Origin of the sequence: Streptococcus sp. 2_1_36FAA (assembly GCF_000161955.2) — a bacterium.
GTDB lineage: Bacteria > Bacillota > Bacilli > Lactobacillales > Streptococcaceae > Streptococcus > Streptococcus gordonii.
The window spans coordinates 13,869-34,230 of sequence record NZ_KI391976.1 but is presented as its reverse complement, the minus strand read 5'-3'; the positions used below and the strand labels follow the sequence as shown (position 1 = coordinate 34,230).

The window sequence follows — 20,362 nt, the reverse complement described above, 5'->3', positions numbered from 1 at the left end:
CTTCTTATATGAGAATGATGAAAGGATTGAATAATGAACGCAAGTTTAGTTATATTAGCTTCTAACTGGTATCAGGAATTAATGAAGTCCATTCCGGATGGCCAAAATTTTAGTTTAAGATCTGTTTTTGATGCCCTGCCAAGAATTATTGAAAAATTACCAACAACCTTATTTTTAACGTTGGGCGGTGCCCTTTTTGGTTTGGTTTTGGCTCTGATATTTGCTATTGTCAAAATCAACCGTGTCAAAGTTCTGTACCCTATTCAGGCTTTGTTTGTCAGTTTTTTAAGGGGGACACCTATCTTAGTCCAATTGATGCTTACCTACTATGGGATTCCTATAGCTCTAAAGGTTATTAATCAACGTTTTGGAACGGCTTTTAATATCAATGCAATCCCAGCCTCAATCTTTGCTGTTGTTGCTTTTGCTTTTAATGAGGCAGCTTATGCTAGCGAAACAATCCGTGCAGCAATCCTCTCTGTTAGTGAAGGAGAAATTGAAGCTGCCAGAAGTCTGGGAATGACCAATGCCCAAGTATACCGTCGTGTGATTATTCCTAATGCAGCAGTGGTAGCTACACCAACCCTGATCAACTCCTTAATTGGTTTGACCAAAGGAACTTCACTGGCCTTTAGTGCTGGAGTGGTAGAAGTATTTGCCCAAGCCCAGATTTTAGGTGGTTCAGATTACCGTTATTTTGAGCGCTTCATTTCAGTCGCTCTAGTCTATTGGGTTGTCAATATTATGATTGAGCAATTTGGTCGCTTTATCGAAAGAAAAATGGCCATTCAAACGCCGGCTGCAATTGATTCAGCAATTCAAGCGAAAGGAGATATCCTTTAATGATTCACATTTTTAACCTCAGTAAATCTTTCTCTGGTCAGGCAGTACTAGACAATCTTAGTTTGGATATCCAAAAAGGAGAGGTTATTGCCCTGATTGGTTCATCTGGGGCTGGTAAATCCACCTTTCTTCGCAGTTTGAATTACTTGGAAACTCCAGACAGCGGTATCATTGAGATTGATGATTTTAGAGTTGATTTTTCTCAAATTACTCAGGAGGAAATCTTAACACTTCGTCGAAAATTAGCCATGGTTTTCCAGCAGTTTAATCTATTTGAGAGACGGACTGCTCTGGAAAATGTAAAAGAAGGCCTGCTCGTAGTCAAGAAGCTTTCAGATGAAGAAGCTACTAAAATAGCTAAAGAAGAATTGGCCAAGGTAGGTTTATCAGATCGAGAAAACCATTATCCCCGTCATTTATCAGGTGGACAAAAACAGCGGGTAGCTTTGGCAAGGGCTCTAGCCATGAAACCTGATGTTCTCCTGCTAGATGAGCCTACATCTGCTCTGGATCCTGAACTTGTAGGAGAAGTAGAAAGATCCATTGCTGATGCTGCAAGATCTGGTCAAACAATGATTTTGGTTAGTCATGATATGTCCTTTGTTTCACAGGTTGCTGACAAGGTTCTCTTTTTAGATAAGGGGCATATTATTGAAGGCGGTAAACCAGATGAGATTATGAATAATCCGAAAGAAGAACGGACGAAAGAGTTTTTTGCTAGTTACAAACGAACCTATATTTGATATAATGGATGAAAGATAACTCGGTTGGTTTTACCAGCTGAGTTTGTTTTGAGCAAAATAAGCATGACTTATTGGACATAAATAGACCAAAACATAGGAGATTAAATGTTAAAGCAAATTTTTTCTCTCTATATAGAGAGTCTTCTTTTGACAACAGCCCTAATCGGCGGTTTGTCAGGGATTTTAATTTTAGCCAGAATGGCTAGTCGCAAGGATAAGACAGCAAAGGCACGACAGGCGCATTTGTTTGATGTACTTTTGATTAATATTATGACTATCCCTATTTTATCTTTTGCGGTTATGGGCATTCTCTTAGTGCTGAAAGCATAATGCTTGCAAAAGTTTTTTATTGGCGTTAGAATAATTATTATTACAACAAAAGAAGGTGGAGTCATGTACGATACAATTATTATTGGAGCAGGTCCTGCAGGAATGACGGCAGCGCTTTATGCTGCAAGAAGCAATCTCAAAGTTGCCTTGTTGGAAGCAGGTATTCCAGGCGGACAAATGAACAATACAGCGGATGTTGAAAACTATCCTGGCTATGCCCTAATTAGCGGTCCAGAATTGGCTGAAAAGATGTTTGAGCCATTGGAAAATCTCGGAGTAGAGCATGTCTTTGGTCATGTTCAAAGGATTGAAGATCAGGGTGATTTTAAAAAAGTTATCACAGAAGACGAAGTTTATGAAAGTAAGACTGTTATTATTGCGACAGGAGCCTTTCACCGTCAGCTCAATGTACCGGGTGAGGCTGAATTTAATAGTCGGGGTGTTTCTTACTGTGCAGTTTGTGATGGAGCTTTTTTCCGTGATGAAGACTTACTAGTTGTCGGTGGAGGCGATTCAGCGGTTGAGGAAGCTATTTTCTTGACCCAGTTTGCTAAAAGTGTGACCATTGTTCATCGTCGTGATCAATTGCGCGCACAAAAAGTTTTGCAAGATCGTGCCTTTGCTAATGAAAAAATTAGTTTTGTCTGGGATTCAGTCGTAGAAGCTATTCATGGTGACGAGCGTAAGGTGACTGGAGTAACCTTTAAAAATATCAAGACTGGTGAAACTAGCCAAGCAGATTTTGGTGGTATCTTCATTTATGTTGGTTTGGATCCAGTTAGTGAGTTTGTAGCTGATTTGGGTATAAGAGATGAATCAGGTTGGATTGTGACAGATGACCATATGAAAACATCAGTAGCTGGTATCTACGCAATCGGAGATGTCCGTCAAAAAGACTTACGCCAGATTACGACAGCAGTAGGTGATGGAGCGATTGCGGGTCAAGAAGCTTATAAATATATCACTGAACATGAATAAAACCGAAAACCTTGTTAGTTTATGACTAACAAGGTTTTTTGATTTGTTGAAGCTTTTGAGGCATAATTGTGGAGTGGTTTATTAGAAATTAAATAGCTATTAGCTAAATTGGAGAAAGAATAATTTCAATTTTCTAATTGCCGGACTATTTCCCTATAACCTCTTAATTGTAAATTTATGATATAATAAGTAAAATCCATGCAGTTTATAAAGGAGAAAATATGTTTCCAGATGATAGTTTAACCTTACATACAGACTTGTATCAAATCAATATGATGCAGGTTTATTTCAATCAGAATATCCATAACAAACGTGCAGTCTTTGAAGTTTTTTTCCGTAAGAATCCTTTTAATAACGGCTACGCTGTCTTTGCGGGCTTAGAAAGAATTATTTCCTATCTCAATAATCTGACGTTCAGCCAGAGTGATTTAGACTATCTTGAGTCCTTGGGTTATCATGGAGACTTCTTAGATTACTTGCGGAATTTAAAGATGAGCCTGAGTGTTCGGTCAGCTCAGGAAGGTGACTTGGTTTTTGCTAATGAGCCAATCGTGCAGGTGGAAGGCCCTCTAGCTCAGTGTCAACTTGTTGAGACTGCCTTGCTCAATATTGTTAATTTTCAGACGCTGATTGCTACCAAGGCAGCCCGTATTCGCTCTGTTATCGAAGATGAACCTCTGATGGAGTTTGGAACTCGTCGTGCTCAAGAAATGGATGCTGCTATTTGGGGGACTAGGGCCGCGGTGATTGGCGGAGCCAACGGTACCAGTAATGTCCGAGCTGGAAAGCTCTTTGATATTCCTGTTTTAGGAACCCATGCTCATGCTCTCGTTCAAGTCTATGGTAATGATTATGATGCCTTTAAAGCTTACGCCGAGACTCACCATGATTGTGTATTTTTGGTAGATACTTATGATACATTGCGTTTGGGTGTTCCGGCAGCCATTCGAGTTGCGCGTGAGCTGGGTGATAAGATTAAATTCCTAGGTGTTCGTATTGACTCAGGTGACCTTGCCTATATTTCTAAGAAAGTTCGGCAACAATTAGATGAAGCTGGCTTCACTGATGCTAAGATTTATGCGTCCAATGATCTGGATGAAAATACCATTCTCAACTTGAAAATGCAAAAGGCCAAGATAGATGTCTGGGGTGTGGGAACTAAGCTTATTACAGCCTACGACCAGCCAGCTTTAGGAGCAGTTTATAAGATTGTTGCTATTGAAGATGAAAATGGCGTTTTGCGCAATACTATCAAGCTGTCCAATAATGCCGAAAAAGTTTCTACCCCAGGTAAGAAACAGGTTTGGCGTATTACCAGCCGCGAAAAAGGGAAGTCCGAGGGAGACTACATTACCTATGATGGCATTGATGTCAATAGCTTGGAAGAGCTGGAAATGTTCCATCCTACCTACACTTACATTAATAAGACAGTTAAGGATTTTGATGCTGTGCCGCTTTTGGTGGATATTTTCCAAGAGGGAAATCTTGTTTATAAAAAGCGGAGCCTGACTGAGATTCAAGCATATGCCCGTAAGGAATTTGATAAACTTTGGGATGAGTACAAACGAGTTCTCAATCCACAGGATTATCCAGTTGACCTGGCTCGAGATATTTGGCAAGATAAGATGGATTTGATTGACCAGATGCGCAAGAAAGCCTACCAGACAGGAGCAGAAAAATGAGTCTACAAGAAGAAATCATCGCTCAACTGGGTGTCAAACCAATCATTGACCCGGAGGAAGAAATCCGCAAGTCGGTGGACTTTCTCAAGGCCTATCTGAGAAAGCACCCTTTTTTGAAAAGTTATGTTTTGGGAATTTCTGGTGGTCAGGATTCAACCTTGGCTGGTCGCTTGGCTCAGCTGGCTGTAGAGGAAATGCGGGCTGAAACTAGAGATGATAGCTATCGCTTTATCGCAGTTCGTTTGCCTTACGGTGTTCAGGCAGATGAAGATGATGCGCAAAAGGCTCTGGCTTTTATCCAGCCTGATGTCAGTCTGACAGTCAATATCAAGGAATCCGCTGATGCCATGACAAGGGCTGTAGAGGCAACGGGTGCCAAAGTCTCTGATTTTAACAAGGGTAATATTAAGGCCCGCAGCCGTATGATTGCCCAGTATGCTTTGGCTGGTTCATACAGTGGGGCTGTTATTGGGACCGATCACGCAGCAGAAAATGTCACCGCCTTTTTCACCAAGTTTGGGGATGGCGGAGCAGATATCTTACCACTTTACCGCCTCAATAAACGACAAGGTAAGCAGCTTTTGGCCGCTTTAGGAGCTGATCCGGCTCTCTATGAAAAGGTACCGACGGCTGATTTGGAAGAGGAAAAACCTGGGATTGCGGATGAAGTCGCTCTGGGCGTGACTTACAATGAAATTGACGATTATCTCGAAGGCAAGTCCGTTTCAGCCCAAGCCCAAGAAACTATCGAATCTTGGTGGCATAAAGGACAGCACAAACGGCATTTGCCGATTACGATTTTTGACGAATTTTGGAAGTAAAAATCTCTATCGAATCTTTTTAGTCCGAGCCAAGAAACGAGAAAACTATGAAAAAGATAGGTACACAGTCTATTGAAACCAAACGTCTTTTGCTAAGACCTTTTCTGGAATCAGATGCTCAAGCTATGTATGACAACTGGGCTTGTCGTCCGGATAATTTGCTGCATGTGACCTGGGATGCTCATGAGAGCCCTGAAGTCACCAAACAGTCTATTGCTTGCTGGGTTGAGAATTATCAAAATATGGATTTTTACAAGTGGGCTATCTGCCTGAAAGAAAATCCTGATTCTGTAATTGGGGACATCAGTGTGGTGGACATGGATGAGGCAGTTAATGCTTGCGAGGTCGGTTATATTTTAAGTAAAGACTACTGGGGACAGGGGCTGATGACAGAAGCTTTGAAAGCTGTTTTGAACTACCTCTTGCAAGATGCAGGATTCAATCGTGTCTCAGCAAGATTTGTAACAGCCAATCCAGCTTCGGGGCGTGTTATGGCTAAAGCTGGAATGAGCTACGAAGGTACTTTCCGTCAGGCTGTATTTCATAAAGGACAAGTCAAAGATTTTTCCGTTTATGGAATCCTAAGATCTGATTTAGAAAAAGGCTAGGACTCTCTTGTCTAGCCTTTTTACTTGCACTCCTTTTTTAAAGTTCTATAATAGATGTATAATGACAAGGAGGATTCTATGAAGTCGTTAGAACAAGATTTTACAGATAAGTTGTATGCTACTTATGAGGCCAATCCCAAATTTGTAGCAATGGAAAATGCCATCAGCCATAATGGTCTTTTGACATCCTTGGAAAAGCGAAGCGCCACTGTGGAAAACACGCCTGTCTTTTCACTAGATCTCACTAAGGATAAGGTTAGCGACCAGAAAGCTTCTGGACGCTGTTGGATGTTTGCAGCTCTTAATACCTTCCGCCACAAGATGATTGCTGGTTTCCAATTGGAAGATTTTGAGCTATCTCAGGCTCACACTTTCTTTTGGGATAAATATGAGAAATCCAACTGGTTCTTAGAGCAGGTGCTGGCGACAGCTGACCAAGAATTGACCAGTCGCAAGGTTAAGTTTCTCTTAGACACGCCTCAGCAGGATGGCGGCCAATGGGATATGGTTGTTTCTCTTTTTGAGAAATACGGCGTCGTGCCTAAGTCAGTTTATCCAGAGTCAATTTCTTCTAGCAACAGCCGTGAGCTCAATCAGATTCTCAATAAGCTCCTGCGTCAGGATGCACAGATTTTGCGAGAATTAGTGGTAGAAGGTGCAAACTCGGCTGAACTTCAGGCTAAGAAAGAAGAACTTCTCCAGGAAGTCTTTAACTTCCTAGCTATGAATTTAGGTTTACCGCCTCGCCAATTCGACTTCTCTTATCGCGATAAAGATAACAATTTTCATAGTGAGAGCGGATTGACACCACAAGTTTTCTTCAAAAAATATGTTGATCTCAAATTAGACGATTATGTCTCTATCATCAATGCGCCAACTGCAGACAAGCCTTATGGTCAGTCTTATACAGTTGAGATGCTGGGTAATGTCGTTGGTAGCAAGCCGGTTCGTTATTTGAATGTTGAAATGGACAGACTAAAAGAGCTGGCTATCGCCCAAATGCGAGCTGGCGAAACCGTATGGTTTGGTTCTGATGTTGGACAGTCTAGCAATCGTAAAGCGGGTATTATGGCTGACGGCATGTATGACTTTACTTCTAGTATGGATATCCAGTTGACTCAAGACAAGGCAGGACGTTTGGACTATAGCGAAAGTCTGATGACCCATGCAATGGTTTTGACAGGGGTGGACTTGGATGAAAATGGAAAAGCCAAGAAATGGAAGGTCGAAAACTCTTGGGGCGAAAAGGTTGGTAACAAGGGTTACTTTGTAGCCTCTGACTCTTGGATGGATGAATATACCTACCAGATCGTAGTGCGCAAAGAATTTTTGACTGAAGCGGAATTAGCTGCTTATGAAGCAGAGCCTATTGTCTTGGCTCCGTGGGATCCAATGGGAGCCTTAGCCCTATAAAAGAATATTTATGAAGAAGGTCCTTATAGCTATATAAGGCCTTTTCTAAATAAAAAAACTCTATCTTCTCATATGAGAAGAAGATAGAGTTTTTATGTTGATCTTCCAAACATTAGCGCTGGCCGTTATTAATTTGCGGTTTGCTTTCTTGAGGGTTAGAAGTAGAGGATGAACTTGATTCGGAAGTAGTAGAAGATTCCGAACTACTTGAAGAAGACTCTTCCTCAGAAGAAGATGATTCTTCTGAAGTTGAGGAAGGTTGGATATAGTATCGATATGGATTAGATCCGTTTAGGTATAGATAGTAACCAACTCGATAAACCCCATTTGGTTGCTCCCAGTCTTCGTTTCCATTGGTATTCAAGAAAGTCATCATAGACCGATAGACATCAGTTGCAACCTTGACCCCATCATCAAGAACTGGTGTCAATCGGTTTGAATAACCAGTCCATACAGCCATTGAATACTGAGGGGTGTAACCGACGAAGAGCTCATCTGGAGTTACAATACTAGAGCCATAATAAGGTTTTGTAAGTTTGGTTAATTCATCGTCTGCATAGTTAGAAGTACCAGTTTTCCCAGCCTGATAGACACCAGAAATTGCTGCATTTGTACCTGTTCCGGATGTCAAAACAGTCTTCATCATATCTGTCATCATGTAGGCTGTTGTTTCTTTCATGGCTCTTGAACCTTCGTTAGAGAAGACTTTTTCAGTACCATCGCTAAAGACAATTCTATTGACATATTGAGGTTTGTAGTAGGTTCCTCCATTAGCAAAAGCTGCATAGGCCGCAGCCATCTTCTCACTGCTTGCGCCATATTCGTTTCCAGATTTGTTGGTATTACTTGAAATGGCATTTGAATAGTGCATTTCTGGATAGTTGATACCAATCTTATTCAAGAACTTAAGAGCTTGTTTGAGACCAACTGCTTCTAAAGTTTTAACAGCTGGAACGTTCCGTGATTCTTGGATGGCATATTGCATGGTTATATTACCATAGTAGCGCATATCCCAGTTGTAGACAGGAGTGCTAGAGCCAGGGAAATTATAAGGAGCATCTGCAATAGTTGCAGATGTTGCACTATAGACCCCATCTTCGATGGCTGGTGCATAGTCTGTGATAGGTTTCATAGTTGAACCCCAGTCCCGATTGGTTTCAACGGCTTGGTTTGTACCAAATGAAACATTAGTAGACTGTTTACGAGCTCCAAGTTGGGCAATGACTTTACCATTTGTTACATCCATAACTGTGGAAGCGACTTGAAGTTCATCGTCTGGGTAGTTAACATAGGTATCGGAGTTATAGATCTCCCACAGTTGCTTTTGAGCGTCTGTATTGACATTGGTGTAGACTTCCATACCAGTAGTCAGCAAGTTATAGCCTGTTTCTTTTTCGACTTGCTCGATAACTTGTTTTAGATAGTTATCCATATATGCTGGATAAGATGCAGAGCTCTTCAAGCTTTGCAAACCGTCAGTAACAGGGGTATTGATAGCTTGTTCATACTGTTCAGCAGTGATGTATTTCAGTTGGTACATCTCAGATAAAACCAGGTTACGGCGTTGAAGTGCTGCTTCTGGTTGAGAGTATGGATCATACTGGTTTGGAGCTTGGGGCATTCCGGCAAGCAAGGCTAATTGAGGCAAGCTTAGATCTTTTAAGTCCTTACCATAAAAACTTTGTGCTGCTGTCTGCATCCCATAGTTCCCATTAGACATGTAAACCTTATTGACATAATAGGTCAGAATTTGTTGCTTTGTAGCTTTTCTTTCTAGTTGGAAAGCCAGCCAAGCTTCCTGAGCTTTACGTGAGACCGTCTGGTCTGCTTTTGAGGTAGAAAAATATGTCAGTTTGATCAACTGTTGGGTCAAGGTAGAACCACCCTGAAGTCCATTTGATCTCTTAAGAATATTATTAAAGATAGAGCCGATAATCCGAATAGAGTCCACTCCACGGTGATTGAAGAAACGATGGTCTTCAATAGCAACAATAGCATTGACCAAATCAGTTGGAATTTGATCAGTGGTTACATTTACGCGCTTTTCAGATCCCAAATCTGCGATAAGGTTATTTTGGCTATCATAAATTTTGCTGGAAGTAGTAGCAACGAGCTTGCTCTCTGATAACTCAGGGGCCTTGCTCACATAGTAGAAGAAGAGACAACTTCCTATCAGAAGTCCCAAAAGAAAGAGTGAGATAAGGCCGCTTGCAACCCATTTTAGGGCTGTGATTAAGGTTTGTTTATTCATTAGAGTGACCACCTAGTAAATTTTTTGAGATTATATCAAGATAAGGTACGCTGGGAAGGATGTTTTGTTCAATGAGATAACCATGTTTCTGAATATAATCCAGGGGCATGGATTTCCCACCCTTATCAATCTTGTAAAACTCAATTAAGTAGGGAGCAGGAAGGAGGTAGGTTTCCTTCAGGCTAGAAAAGTGAAGTAAGACAAAGCAAATCCCGCCTTGATTGAGCACTTGATCCATATGTTCAATCTGGTGTGCATGAAAATTTTTCATAGGCATAGATTGCTTTTGCCGCGTTTCCTTGGCTTCAAAATCAATGTAATGCCCACGGTAAACTCCCGAGTAGTCCGTAGTAGATGCCTGGCGAAAGTAGGCCTCGACAATCTTGGCACGGCTTCGCTTAGGATAATCAACTTTGACAATTTGCACGGGTGTAGGCTTTTTATGAATAACAGCTAATCCACGGCTAAGATAATAGTCATTGGTGTCGTTAATCATTTTTTCGAAAGTCATTCCCCGATTAGCGAAATCGACAGTCTCTTTTTTCACCTTTTTTATGTTATTTTTAGATGTAAGCTTATGCGGATAGTTGACCATAAAACTCCTTATTGGTACAATAACATCACTCTATTATACCATAAATCATTGTAAAAGGATAAAAAATGGTCAGTGTACTTGTTGTAGGCTATAAAGCCTTTGATTTAGGAATCTTTGGAGACAAGGATCAACGCTTGAAAATTATCAAAGCAGCTATTCGTAGGGATTTGATTTATCTCTTAGAAAATGGCATGAAATGGCTGGTTTTTACGGGAAACTTGGGCTTTGAGGTCTGGGTTCTGGAAGTTGCTAAGGAATTACAGGAAGAATATAATTTTCAATTGGCGACGATTTTTATTTTCGAAAACCAAGGTGAAAATTGGAATGAGGTTAACCAAGAAAAATTGGCTAACTTTAAAAATGTTGATTTTATCAAATATGCTTATCCAAGCTATGAAAATCCAAGTCAGTTTCGGACTTATAATCAATTTTTGTTAGAGAGCACAGATGGCGCTTATCTATTTTACGATGAAGAAAATGAGACAAAGCTCAAGTATCTTTACCGAATGATGAAGGAAAATAAAAAATATCATATCAAAAAATTAACATTTGATGACTTAAATGAGATGGCGGAAAATTTTTCTGAAATTTAAAGTTTATACCTTGATTTTTCTCTTCCTTTTCGTATATAATGATAATAGTAAACCAGATTGGAGAGAGAAATGGCTAGTATTATTTTTACACCTAAAGATATTTTTGATCAAGATTTTAAAACAGCAGTACGTGGATATAGTAAGCAAGAAGTGGATGAGTTTTTAGATGATGTGATCAAAGACTACGAAACTTATTCAGCTTTAGTGAAGGAATTGCGTGAAGAAAATAGCCGTTTAAAACAAGAACTTTCTAAACGAATTCAGGAAGCTCCAAATTCAACTGCTTCTCAGGTTCATCAGTCATTTGGAGACACAACTCAAACGACAATTACAAATTTTGATATCTTGAAACGACTAAGCCGTTTGGAAAAAGAAGTGTTCGGTAAACAAATCCAAGCGAGCGAATTAAATCAATTGTAATTATAAGACGTGCAATTTTTGGATAATCGCATGAAAAGTTATTTTTTATGAGGAAAGTCCATGCTAGCACTGGCTGTGATGCCGGTAGTGTTTGTGCTAGGCGAAACAATAAGCCTAGGGACGGATTATTCCGTTACGGCGGATGAAACAGCTAAGTCTCTTGATATGCTGGAGTAGGCCTGAAAGTGCCACAGTGACGTAGTTTTTGTGGAAACACAAAAAGTGGAACGCGGTAAACCCCTCAAGCTAGCAACCCAAACTTTGGTCGGGGCATGGAATGCATGGAAACGAACATTGCATTCTGACTGGAAACAGTAGACAGATGATTATCGAAGGAAATGGTACCTAGTCATTTCTGGAACAAAACATGGCTTATAGAAAATTGCATATAGGTAGAGGCTAGGGCTTGGTTCTTAGCCTCTAATTATAGTGAAATATACTTTAAAAAATTAGGGATAGCAACTTTTCCTGATCTAAGTAAATCTCAAGTCGGCTATCTCAGTATATAGGTAGACGCTTCCCCTTTGTTTTGAGGAAATAATGAAAAAAACATTTGACTTAATAGCGACGGCTGCAGCAGGTCTAGAAGCAGTGGTTGGTCGTGAAATTAGAAATCTTGGAATCGATTGTCAGGTTGAAAATGGTCGAGTTCGTTTCGAAGGAGATGTCCAAACTATTATTCAAACCAATCTTTGGTTACGGTCGGCAGATCGGATCAAAATCATTGTTGGGACTTTTCCTGCCAAGACTTTTGAAGAGCTTTTTCAAGGAGTCTTCGCACTTGATTGGGAAAACTACTTGCCCTTAGGTGCAAAATTCCCTATTTCGAAAGCGAAATGTGTCAAGTCCAAACTTCACAATGAACCTAGCGTTCAGGCGATTTCTAAGAAAGCCGTTGTGAAGAAGTTGCAGAAACACTATGCGCGTCCTGAAGGGGTTCCCCTTATGGAAAATGGACCTGAATTTAAGATTGAAGTTTCTATCTTAAAAGATTTGGCGACAGTCATGATTGATACGACGGGGACTAGCTTGTTTAAGCGTGGTTATAGGACGGATAAGGGTGGAGCACCAATTAAGGAAAATATGGCAGCTGCTATTCTTCTCTTATCCAATTGGTATCCTGATAAACCTTTAGTTGATCCGACATGTGGCTCTGGAACTTTTTGTATAGAAGCTGCTTTGATTGGTAAGAATATTGCTCCTGGTCTTTATCGTTCTTTTGCTTTTGAAGAATGGAATTGGATAGATCGAGCACAAATTCAGAAAGCAAAAGCTGATGCTCGTATGCAAATTAAGCAGGATATTCAATTGGATATTGCTGGATCAGATTTGGATGCACGTATGATTGACATTGCTAAGAAGAATGCTGAGGAAGCTGGGGTGGCAGACTGTATTTGCTTTAAGCAAATGAGGTTGCAAGACTTGCACACTAATAAAATCAATGGTGTAATTATCTCAAATCCTCCTTATGGAGAACGGCTTTTGGATGATACGGCTGTTACAAAGCTCTACCAGGAAATGGGACAAACTTTTGCACCATTAGAAACATGGAGTAAATTTATTTTGACTAGCGATGAAGCTTTTGAAAGCAAATATGGCAGTCCGGCAGATAAAAAGAGAAAACTCTATAATGGAACCTTGAAGGTTGATTTATATCAATATTTTGGACAAAGAGTCAAACGAAAACTTGAAGAGCAGAAAGGATGACTATGAGTAAGGAAAATAAAAAGCCTGAAAGCCAAGAGCAAGAATCTATTTTAGATTTTGAAGAAGCTAAAGAAATGACTATTGGTCAGGCTGCCAGAAAAAGTGAAGAATTAGAAGCTGGCGTCAAAGAAGATGATAGTGTTTTAGACAAATATATCAAGCAACATCGTCAAGAAATTGAAGCTGGAAAGTATACAGCAACCGTCCAAGCTCAAAAGAAACAAGACGAACAGGCTGAGGAAGCGAAAAAAGAAACAGTTTTAACTGATGAGACGAAAGAAGAAGTTATAGCTTCTCCTAAGAGTCCTGGGTTAGAAGCTGAGGTCAGCCAGGCCTTTTCTGACGAGCCCGAAGATAAGACTCAGGTGGACTTGGAGCCTGTTGCTCCAGTATCTACAGCAGTTACAGAGGATTCTTATGAAGAAGATGATGAAAAGACAGGCTCTGGTAGTAAAAAGGTCATCTATGCCTTAGTAGCTCTTCTGGCTGTAGCTGGAATTGCGGCAACTGCGTATTTTGCGATGAATCGTAATCAGGCAGGCAAAACAGTAACGAGCTCCAGCAGTCAAGCAAGTAAAAAGACTAGTTCAAGTAGTTCAAGTTCTGAAAACAGTGCTTTGAAAAAATTTAATGATTTGTATGATTCTTTCTTTACTGATAAGAATAAATTGGCTATTAAAAACAGTAGCTTTACCAACTTGGATCAATTAAAAACGGCACTTGAAGCTCTAAAAAATGATAAAGAATATACAGTTGCTAAAGCTAAATATGATAATCTAGTAAAACAAATCTCAGCTATTCAAGCAGTCAATTCTCAGTTTGAAACGGCTGCGATCAAAGATGGAGTTTTAGATACCAATGCAAAAGTTAAGGGGGACGCGACTTTTACTGAAACTAAAACGGGTAATGATAATTTAGATAAGTTAATCAGCTCTGCCATTAGTCAAGGAAAGGGGCAGCAAACAGTCACTCAAGCAGCTGGAGGTCAAGGGACTGCTTCAAATGCAGCTCCAGCACCTGCTGAAACAACTCCAACAGCACCAACTACTAATAATGCGGATCAAGGCGTAATCACAGGTGGTTCTACTGGATATGGAGGACTGTCCAGCACTGTTGTTCCTTTGCAGAGAAATCTAAGCCGTGTTCCTTATAATCAGGCTGTGATTGATGATGTCAATAATCCCGCTTGGGTCTTTAATCCAGGTATTTTGGAAAAAATCTTAAAAATTTCACGGGAACGTGGCTATATTACTGGCGATCAATATATCATCGAACGTGTCAATATTATAAAAGGAAATGGCTACTATAATCTTTTTAAACCAGATGGAACCTATCTCTTTAGTATCAACTGTAAAACGGGTTATTTTGTAGGAAATGGTCCGGGTTATGCGGATTCTCTAGACTATTAGAAACAAATAAAAAATCTCAAGCTAAAAAATTAGTCTTGAGATTTTTTTCGTTATTGAATAATCAAATGACATGGCGTTCGAAAGCATTATCTGAGATGCCTTGTTTGAGGATTAACTTAGCCCACTCCTTGGCAGAAAAGAGGCTGTGATCTTTATAGTTTCCGCAAGACTCAATCGTAGTTCCAGGGACGTCCTCCCAAGTAGTAGTTTCAGCGATTTCTTCAAGGCATGATTTGATCACCTGGGCAATCTCAGATGGGGTATGACGGCCCCACATGATCATATGGAAACCAGTTCGGCAACCAAAAGGGGAGCAATCAATCATTCCATCAATACGTTTACGGATAAGCATTGCTAGCAGGTGTTCAATGGTATGGAGACCTGCAGTTGGGATGGAATCTTCATTTGGCTGGACAAGTCGGATATCAAAATTGGAAATGACATCTCCTTTTGGTCCGCTTTCTTCTCCAATGAGTCGTACATAAGGGGCCTTAACGATGGTGTGATCAAGCTCGAAACTTTCAACAATAACTTCTTTAGACATAAAAGTCTCCTTTGTAATCAATTTCTATAGTTCGATTATATCAAATATTTTTGCAAAAAAATAATTTTTGACAAGAATAAGGTGGCACAAGGCTTTGCAAAAAAAATTAATAAAATAATATAAGAAATCGCTCTCTTTTTTACCAAAATCAGTTTGTTAATTTATCAAATTTATGATAAAATAATTAAGAATTTTCGAATTCAATTTAAAATAAATTAATGAGGTAAAAACATGGAAATGATTTTCGCTCTTGTTTTTGCCGTCATCATTGGTTTAGTCATTGGATATGTAAGCATCTCGGCTCGAATGAAATCTTCAAAAGAAGCCGCGGAACTTACTCTTTTGAATGCTGAACAAGAAGCAACGAATTTACGCGGTCAGGCCGAGCGTGAAGCAGATATCATTTTGAAAGATGCAAAACGTGAGACTAATTCGCTTAAAAAAGAAGCACTTTTGGAGGCAAAAGAAGAAGCCAGAAAATATCGAGAAGAAGTTGAGGCAGAGTTTAAGTCTGAGCGTCAAGAGCTGAAACAAACAGAAAGTCGTTTGACAGAACGTGCAGCTAGCCTTGATCGAAAAGATGATAACTTGACCAACAAAGAGAAGTTGCTCGAGCAGAAAGAACAAAGTCTTTCAGATAAAACTAAATACATTGATGAGCGGGAAGAACAACTAGCTGAGCTTGAAAAACAAAAAGAAGCTGAACTAGAAAGAGTTGCTTCACTATCGCAGAACGAAGCACGTGATCTGATTCTTGCTCAAACAGAGGAAAAGCTAACCAAAGAAATTGCAATGCGTATTCGTGAGGCTGAACAAGAGGTTAAAGAACGCTCTGACAAGATGGCCAAAGATATCTTGGTTCAAGCCATGCAGCGGATTGCTGGTGATTATGTGGCTGAGCAGACCAACTCAACGGTCCACTTGCCTGATGATACTATGAAGGGACGGATTATCGGTCGTGAAGGACGCAATATCCGCACTTTTGAAAGTCTTACAGGAATTGATGTCATTATCGACGACACTCCAGACGTTGTAACCCTATCCGGATTTGATCCTGTTCGCCGTGAAATTGCTCGCATGACGATGGAGGCTCTCCTCAAAGATGGACGGATTCATCCAGCTCGTATTGAAGAGTTAGTCGAGAAGAACCGTCTGGAAATTGATAATCGTATTCGCGAATATGGGGAAGCAGCAGCCTATGAAATTGGAGCTCCAAACCTTCACCCTGATTTGATGAAGATCATGGGACGATTGCAATTCCGTACATCTTATGGACAAAATGTTCTTCGCCATTCAATTGAAGTGGCGAAGTTAGCAGGAGTCATTGCTGGTGAACTTGGTGAAAATGCAACTCTGGCACGCCGTGCTGGTTTCCTTCATGACATCGGAAAAGCAATTGACCGAGAAGTGGAAGGAAGTCACGTTGAAATTGGTACTGAGCTCGCTCGTAAGTACAAGGAAAATCCAATTGTTGTCAATACCATTGCTAGTCACCATGGAGATGTAGAAGCTGAAAGCGTGATTGCAGTCATTGTTGCTGCAGCGGATGCGCTTAGTGCTGCTCGTCCGGGTGCTCGTAGCGAGTCATTGGAGAGCTATATTAAACGCTTGCATGACTTAGAAGAAATTGCGAATGAATTCGATGGTGTTAAGACCAGCTTTGCTTTGCAGGCGGGTCGTGAAATCCGCATCATGGTTCATCCTGAAAAAATCAAGGATGATAAGGTAACGATTTTAGCACATGATGTTCGTGAGAAGATTGAAAACAATCTGGAGTACCCAGGAAATATCAAGGTCACAGTTATTCGTGAATTGCGTGCCGTTGATTATGCTAAGTAGAGAAACAGCTTTCGAGCTGTTTTTTTCTTTCAGTAGCTTATAATCATCATAAAAAGCAGTTGAAATATCTGCTTTTTTTTGTTAAACTAGGTAAAAGACTGTGAAGGAGACCAAATGACGGAACGTGGCTTGTTAATCGTTTTTTCTGGACCATCTGGTGTAGGAAAAGGAACGGTTAGACGTGAAATTTTTGAAAGCTCAGAAAACCAATTTCAATATTCTGTATCTATGACGACACGTCCGCAACGTCCAGGAGAAGTGGACGGTGTGGATTATTTCTTTAGAACTCGTGAAGAATTTGAAGAGTTGATCCGTCAGGGTCAGATGTTGGAGTATGCTGAGTATGTTGGGAACTACTACGGGACGCCACTAACTTATGTCAACGAGACCTTGGATAAGGGAATCGATGTCTTCCTTGAAATTGAGGTGCAAGGTGCCTTGCAGGTCAAGAAAAAAGTTCCGGACGCTGTCTTTATTTTTTTGACACCTCCGGATTTGGAAGAATTACAAGACCGTTTGGTTGGTCGTGGCACAGACAGCGCAGACGTCATTGCTAAGCGGATTGAGAAGGCTAAGGAAGAAATTGCCCTCATGCGTGAGTATGACTATGCTATCGTCAATGATGAGGTCAGTCTAGCGGCCGAACGAGTTAAGCGAGTGATTGAGGCGGAGCATTTCCGTGTGGATCGCGTGATTGGCCACTATCAAGACATGGTAAAAAATTCTGCAGCAGTAAGATAAAGATTAGAAATTAGGTAAAAAATTATGATGTTAAAACCGTCTATTGATACCTTGTTGGACAAGGTACCATCTAAGTATTCATTGGTAATTTTAGAAGCAAAACGTGCACACGAGCTTGAGGCTGGCGCTACACCAACTCAGGACTTTAAATCTGTCAAATCAACTCTTCGAGCTCTAGAAGAAATTGAGTCTGGTAATGTAACAATTCACCCGGATCCAGAAGGAAAACGTGAAGCTGTTCGTCGCCGTGCAGAAGAAGAACGCTTGCGTAAGGAAGAAGAAGAGCGTAAAATTAAAGAACAAATCGCTAAAGAAAAAGAAGAAGGCGAAAAGATTTAAGATTGGGGGAACTCAATCTTCTTTTTTCTATTCCAGCTATTTTTTCGGTATAATAGAGAGACGTATATTTTTGCGCAAATAATTAGCAAATGCTTAGAAGTGAGAAAGGAAGGTGAGGAAATGCTAGTTGCTAAAGTTATCGTAGATGTGCCCTTGATGCAGACTGACAAACCTTTCAGTTACGCAGTTCCTCAAGAGTTTTCTCAAACCTTGCAAGTCGGGATGAGGGTTCACGTTCCTTTTGGAAAGGCCAATCGTTTGATTCAAGGGATTGTTCTTGCTATTGAAGAGGAAGAGGGATTGGGATTAAAAGAACTTGTTGAAGTTCTTGATTTTAGTCCGGTTTTAAACGAAGAGCAACTCTGGCTGGCAGATGAGCTACGTAAAACAGTCTTCTCTTATAAAATTTCTATTTTAAAAGCCATGCTACCTAACTTTCTTAACTCCTCCTACGACAAGATACTCTATCCGACGGAAGCGATGTCTTTAGAGGAGAGACAAGAGATTTTTGGTGAACAGACTAGTCTTCGTTTTTCTGATTTAGATAAGGAGCGACAAGCAACCTTTATGCGCTTGAGCCAATTAGGACGGATTCGTATGGAGTATCAGGCAACAGATCAAAAACGAATCAAAACAGAGAAATGGTATAGGGTGGATCACAATTCTTTAGTGAAAATGGTCATATCCAGTCGTGCCAAAAGAAAGCAGGATTTAAAAGAGTATTTACTGAAGCAAAACGAAGTTCAGTTGCTGGCAGATTTGCGGGAAAAATTTTCTAGAGAATTGGTTCAGTATTTTATAGACCAAAATGCAATTGTTGTTGAGGAAAAAGAAGTCAGTCGAACAGCGAGTTATTTTGAAAGAGAGAGAAAGGACCAAGAATTAGAGCTCAATAGTGAGCAAGAGCACGCTGTCGCTGCTATAACTGAGAAGATTGGCCAAGATGCGAATCCGATCTTGCTAGAAGGAATCACAGGAAGTGGCAAGACAGAAGTTTATCTTCAAGTAATTGAACAAGTCTTACAAAAAGGGAAAACTGCTATCATGCTGGTTCCTGAAATCTCTCTGACTCCACAAGTGACGGATCGTTTTATTGCCCGCTTTGGCCAACAGGTGGCAATCCTTCATTCTGGTTTGTCTAATGGTGAAAAATATGACGAATGGCGTAAGGTAGAAAGAGGGGAAGCCCAGGTCGTTGTTGGCGCGCGCTCAGCTGTCTTTGCTCCTCTCAAAAATATTGGTGCGATTATCATTGATGAGGAGCACGAATCTTCATACAAGCAGGATTCTAATCCGCGTTACCATGCTCGAGAAGTTGCTGTTCTCCGAGCTCAGTATAATCGGGCGGTTTTAGTTCTGGGGTCAGCAACGCCAAGTTTGGAAAGCAGAGCTAGGGCAGTAAAGGGGCGGTATCAGTTTTTAAGGCTGACTAAGCGAGCCAATCCTCTAGCCAAGGTTCCTCAAGTTGAAGTCATTGATTTTAGGGATTATATTGGTCAAAATGAAGCTAAAAACTTTACCCCTCCACTTTTAGAGGCTATTCAAGAGCGCTTGGATAAAAGGGAGCAAGTTGTTCTCATGTTGAACCGCAGGGGTTATTCAAGTTTTATTATGTGCCGAGAATGCGGGACAGTAGACACTTGTCCAAACTGTGATATCTCTTTAACGCTCCATATGGATACCAAGACCATGAACTGCCATTATTGCGGTTTTATCAAAGATATTCCCTATGCCTGTCCAAACTGTTCCAGCAGGAGTATGCGCTATTATGGAACTGGGACGCAGAAAGCTTATGATGAGCTAAAAACAGCCTTTCCAGATGCGCGGGTTTTGAGAATGGATGTGGATACGACTCGAAAAAAAGGTAGTCATGAAAAGATTTTAGAAGCTTTTGGGCGAGGTGAAGCGGATATCTTACTGGGAACCCAGATGATTGCTAAGGGCTTGGATTTTCCAAATGTAACCTTGGTCGGTGTGCTGAATGCGGACACAGCTCTGAATTTACCAGATTTTCGTTCTTCTGAGCGTACTTTCCAGCTTTTGACTCAAGTAGCTGGTCGAGCAGGCCGCGCTGAAAAGGAAGGCCAAGTTTTGATTCAGTCCTACAACCCGCACCACTATGCTATAGAGTATGCTAAAAAGCAAGATTACGAAGGCTTTTTTAACTATGAAATGAACATTCGCAGGCAGCTTGGCTATCCGCCTTATTATTTCACAGTTGGTTTGACCTTATCCCACAAAGATGAAGAATTTCTAGTAAAAAAATCCTACCAAGCTTTGGATATTTTGAGGCAGGGACTGTCTGACCAGGTTAAAATACTGGGTCCTACGCCCAAGCCAATTGCCCGAACACATAATCTTTTTCATTATCAGATTCTTGTGAAATATCGTTTTGAAGAGAATTTGCAAGAAACTTTAAATAAGATTTTGGATTGGACTCAGGAACGGGACAATAAGGACTTACGTTTCAGCATTGATAACGAACCACAAAACTTTATGTAAAAGG

The 20,362-nt window shown here is 40.6% G+C and carries 19 protein-coding genes and 1 other RNA gene; 17 read left to right on the top strand and 3 right to left on the bottom strand.

Annotation, left to right across the window (positions count from 1 at the left end):
- The first annotated feature begins 33 nt into the window (after positions 1–33).
- The 8 genes from HMPREF0847_RS08055 to pepC all read left to right on the top strand — a co-directional run bounded on the left by HMPREF0847_RS08055 (position 34) and on the right by pepC (position 7,418).
- The gene (locus tag HMPREF0847_RS08055) at positions 34–843 is read left to right on the top strand and encodes an amino acid ABC transporter permease (RefSeq protein WP_008808572.1); all 810 of its coding nucleotides are present in this window, start codon (positions 34–36) and stop codon (positions 841–843) included.
- The gene (locus tag HMPREF0847_RS08050) at positions 843–1,586 is read left to right on the top strand and encodes an amino acid ABC transporter ATP-binding protein (RefSeq protein WP_008808573.1); all 744 of its coding nucleotides are present in this window, start codon (positions 843–845) and stop codon (positions 1,584–1,586) included. The genes HMPREF0847_RS08055 and HMPREF0847_RS08050 overlap by 1 nt, the downstream gene beginning before the upstream one ends.
- Positions 1,587–1,691: 105 nt before the next feature.
- Positions 1,692–1,916: a DUF4059 family protein gene (locus HMPREF0847_RS08045; RefSeq protein WP_008808574.1), complete on the top strand. Its 225-nt coding sequence runs from the start codon at positions 1,692–1,694 to the stop codon at positions 1,914–1,916.
- A 63-nt stretch (positions 1,917–1,979) separates the two neighbouring features.
- Positions 1,980–2,894: a thioredoxin-disulfide reductase gene (trxB, locus tag HMPREF0847_RS08040; RefSeq protein WP_008808575.1), complete on the top strand. Its 915-nt coding sequence runs from the start codon at positions 1,980–1,982 to the stop codon at positions 2,892–2,894.
- Between the two features lie 221 nt (positions 2,895–3,115).
- Positions 3,116–4,576: a nicotinate phosphoribosyltransferase gene (locus HMPREF0847_RS08035; RefSeq protein ID WP_008808576.1), complete on the top strand. Its 1,461-nt coding sequence runs from the start codon at positions 3,116–3,118 to the stop codon at positions 4,574–4,576.
- Positions 4,573–5,397, top strand: a complete 825-nt coding sequence (gene nadE / locus HMPREF0847_RS08030) for an ammonia-dependent NAD(+) synthetase (protein ID WP_008808577.1) — start codon at positions 4,573–4,575, stop codon at positions 5,395–5,397. Before HMPREF0847_RS08035 ends, nadE begins: the two co-directional genes overlap by 4 nt.
- A gap of 47 nt (positions 5,398–5,444) precedes the next feature.
- Positions 5,445–6,005: a GNAT family N-acetyltransferase gene (locus HMPREF0847_RS08025; protein WP_008808578.1), complete on the top strand. Its 561-nt coding sequence runs from the start codon at positions 5,445–5,447 to the stop codon at positions 6,003–6,005.
- Between the two features lie 78 nt (positions 6,006–6,083).
- The gene (gene pepC, locus HMPREF0847_RS08020) at positions 6,084–7,418 is read left to right on the top strand and encodes an aminopeptidase C (protein WP_008808579.1); all 1,335 of its coding nucleotides are present in this window, start codon (positions 6,084–6,086) and stop codon (positions 7,416–7,418) included.
- Between the two features lie 112 nt (positions 7,419–7,530).
- On the opposite strand, the gene pbp1a is transcribed toward pepC, so the two are convergent.
- Both pbp1a and recU read right to left on the bottom strand, forming a co-directional pair.
- Positions 7,531–9,669: a penicillin-binding protein PBP1A gene (gene pbp1a, locus HMPREF0847_RS08015; RefSeq protein WP_020992772.1), complete on the bottom strand. Its 2,139-nt coding sequence runs from the start codon at positions 9,667–9,669 to the stop codon at positions 7,531–7,533.
- On the bottom strand, positions 9,662–10,264 hold the full coding sequence (gene recU, locus HMPREF0847_RS08010; protein ID WP_008808581.1) for a Holliday junction resolvase RecU: 603 nt from the start codon (positions 10,262–10,264) through the stop codon (positions 9,662–9,664). The genes pbp1a and recU overlap by 8 nt, the downstream gene beginning before the upstream one ends.
- A gap of 65 nt (positions 10,265–10,329) precedes the next feature.
- Between recU and HMPREF0847_RS08005 the strand changes: the two genes are divergently transcribed.
- The 5 genes from HMPREF0847_RS08005 to HMPREF0847_RS07990 all read left to right on the top strand — a co-directional run bounded on the left by HMPREF0847_RS08005 (position 10,330) and on the right by HMPREF0847_RS07990 (position 14,393).
- A complete protein-coding gene (locus HMPREF0847_RS08005; RefSeq protein WP_008808582.1) occupies positions 10,330–10,857 on the top strand; it encodes a DUF1273 domain-containing protein in 528 nt (175 codons plus the stop codon).
- Between the two features lie 69 nt (positions 10,858–10,926).
- Positions 10,927–11,277, top strand: coding sequence for a cell division regulator GpsB (gene gpsB, locus HMPREF0847_RS08000; protein WP_008808583.1), 351 nt, complete (start codon positions 10,927–10,929; stop codon positions 11,275–11,277).
- 14 nt (positions 11,278–11,291) lie between these two features.
- Positions 11,292–11,657, top strand: an RNA gene (gene rnpB, locus HMPREF0847_RS11130) — RNase P RNA component class B.
- 160 nt (positions 11,658–11,817) lie between these two features.
- Positions 11,818–12,984, top strand: coding sequence for a THUMP domain-containing class I SAM-dependent RNA methyltransferase (locus HMPREF0847_RS07995; RefSeq protein ID WP_008808584.1), 1,167 nt, complete (start codon positions 11,818–11,820; stop codon positions 12,982–12,984).
- A gap of 2 nt (positions 12,985–12,986) precedes the next feature.
- Positions 12,987–14,393, top strand: coding sequence for a cell division site-positioning protein MapZ family protein (locus tag HMPREF0847_RS07990; RefSeq protein WP_020992770.1), 1,407 nt, complete (start codon positions 12,987–12,989; stop codon positions 14,391–14,393).
- Between the two features lie 61 nt (positions 14,394–14,454).
- Here the strand turns inward: HMPREF0847_RS07990 and HMPREF0847_RS07985 are convergent, their stop codons facing one another.
- Positions 14,455–14,937, bottom strand: coding sequence for an S-ribosylhomocysteine lyase (locus HMPREF0847_RS07985; protein WP_008808586.1), 483 nt, complete (start codon positions 14,935–14,937; stop codon positions 14,455–14,457).
- Positions 14,938–15,168: 231 nt separating this feature from the next.
- On the opposite strand from HMPREF0847_RS07985, the gene HMPREF0847_RS07980 reads away from it, so the two are divergent.
- The 4 genes from HMPREF0847_RS07980 to HMPREF0847_RS07965 all read left to right on the top strand — a co-directional run bounded on the left by HMPREF0847_RS07980 (position 15,169) and on the right by HMPREF0847_RS07965 (position 20,358).
- Positions 15,169–16,776: a ribonuclease Y gene (locus tag HMPREF0847_RS07980; RefSeq protein WP_008808587.1), complete on the top strand. Its 1,608-nt coding sequence runs from the start codon at positions 15,169–15,171 to the stop codon at positions 16,774–16,776.
- Positions 16,777–16,890: 114 nt separating this feature from the next.
- Entirely contained in the window at positions 16,891–17,517 is a 627-nt protein-coding gene (gmk, locus tag HMPREF0847_RS07975) for a guanylate kinase (RefSeq protein ID WP_008808588.1), read from the top strand.
- A gap of 24 nt (positions 17,518–17,541) precedes the next feature.
- Entirely contained in the window at positions 17,542–17,856 is a 315-nt protein-coding gene (gene rpoZ / locus HMPREF0847_RS07970; protein ID WP_008808589.1) for a DNA-directed RNA polymerase subunit omega, read from the top strand.
- Positions 17,857–17,976: 120 nt separating this feature from the next.
- On the top strand, positions 17,977–20,358 hold the full coding sequence (locus tag HMPREF0847_RS07965) for a primosomal protein N' (protein ID WP_008808590.1): 2,382 nt from the start codon (positions 17,977–17,979) through the stop codon (positions 20,356–20,358).
- Positions 20,359–20,362 lie beyond the last annotated feature (4 nt).

What these genes read in the sequence shown, in the direction of transcription:
- HMPREF0847_RS08055 (WP_008808572.1), top strand. Translation starts at nt 34, where the DNA reads ATGAACGCAAGTTTAGTTATATTAGCTTCTAACTGGTATCAGGAATTA.
- HMPREF0847_RS08050 (WP_008808573.1), top strand. Translation starts at nt 843, where the DNA reads ATGATTCACATTTTTAACCTCAGTAAATCTTTCTCTGGTCAGGCAGTA.
- HMPREF0847_RS08045 (WP_008808574.1), top strand. Translation starts at nt 1,692, where the DNA reads ATGTTAAAGCAAATTTTTTCTCTCTATATAGAGAGTCTTCTTTTGACA.
- trxB (WP_008808575.1), top strand. Translation starts at nt 1,980, where the DNA reads ATGTACGATACAATTATTATTGGAGCAGGTCCTGCAGGAATGACGGCA.
- HMPREF0847_RS08035 (WP_008808576.1), top strand. Translation starts at nt 3,116, where the DNA reads ATGTTTCCAGATGATAGTTTAACCTTACATACAGACTTGTATCAAATC.
- nadE (WP_008808577.1), top strand. Translation starts at nt 4,573, where the DNA reads ATGAGTCTACAAGAAGAAATCATCGCTCAACTGGGTGTCAAACCAATC.
- HMPREF0847_RS08025 (WP_008808578.1), top strand. Translation starts at nt 5,445, where the DNA reads ATGAAAAAGATAGGTACACAGTCTATTGAAACCAAACGTCTTTTGCTA.
- pepC (WP_008808579.1), top strand. Translation starts at nt 6,084, where the DNA reads ATGAAGTCGTTAGAACAAGATTTTACAGATAAGTTGTATGCTACTTAT.
- pbp1a (WP_020992772.1), bottom strand. Translation starts at nt 9,669, where the DNA reads ATGAATAAACAAACCTTAATCACAGCCCTAAAATGGGTTGCAAGCGGC.
- recU (WP_008808581.1), bottom strand. Translation starts at nt 10,264, where the DNA reads ATGGTCAACTATCCGCATAAGCTTACATCTAAAAATAACATAAAAAAG.
- HMPREF0847_RS08005 (WP_008808582.1), top strand. Translation starts at nt 10,330, where the DNA reads ATGGTCAGTGTACTTGTTGTAGGCTATAAAGCCTTTGATTTAGGAATC.
- gpsB (WP_008808583.1), top strand. Translation starts at nt 10,927, where the DNA reads ATGGCTAGTATTATTTTTACACCTAAAGATATTTTTGATCAAGATTTT.
- HMPREF0847_RS07995 (WP_008808584.1), top strand. Translation starts at nt 11,818, where the DNA reads ATGAAAAAAACATTTGACTTAATAGCGACGGCTGCAGCAGGTCTAGAA.
- HMPREF0847_RS07990 (WP_020992770.1), top strand. Translation starts at nt 12,987, where the DNA reads ATGAGTAAGGAAAATAAAAAGCCTGAAAGCCAAGAGCAAGAATCTATT.
- HMPREF0847_RS07985 (WP_008808586.1), bottom strand. Translation starts at nt 14,937, where the DNA reads ATGTCTAAAGAAGTTATTGTTGAAAGTTTCGAGCTTGATCACACCATC.
- HMPREF0847_RS07980 (WP_008808587.1), top strand. Translation starts at nt 15,169, where the DNA reads ATGGAAATGATTTTCGCTCTTGTTTTTGCCGTCATCATTGGTTTAGTC.
- gmk (WP_008808588.1), top strand. Translation starts at nt 16,891, where the DNA reads ATGACGGAACGTGGCTTGTTAATCGTTTTTTCTGGACCATCTGGTGTA.
- rpoZ (WP_008808589.1), top strand. Translation starts at nt 17,542, where the DNA reads ATGATGTTAAAACCGTCTATTGATACCTTGTTGGACAAGGTACCATCT.
- HMPREF0847_RS07965 (WP_008808590.1), top strand. Translation starts at nt 17,977, where the DNA reads ATGCTAGTTGCTAAAGTTATCGTAGATGTGCCCTTGATGCAGACTGAC.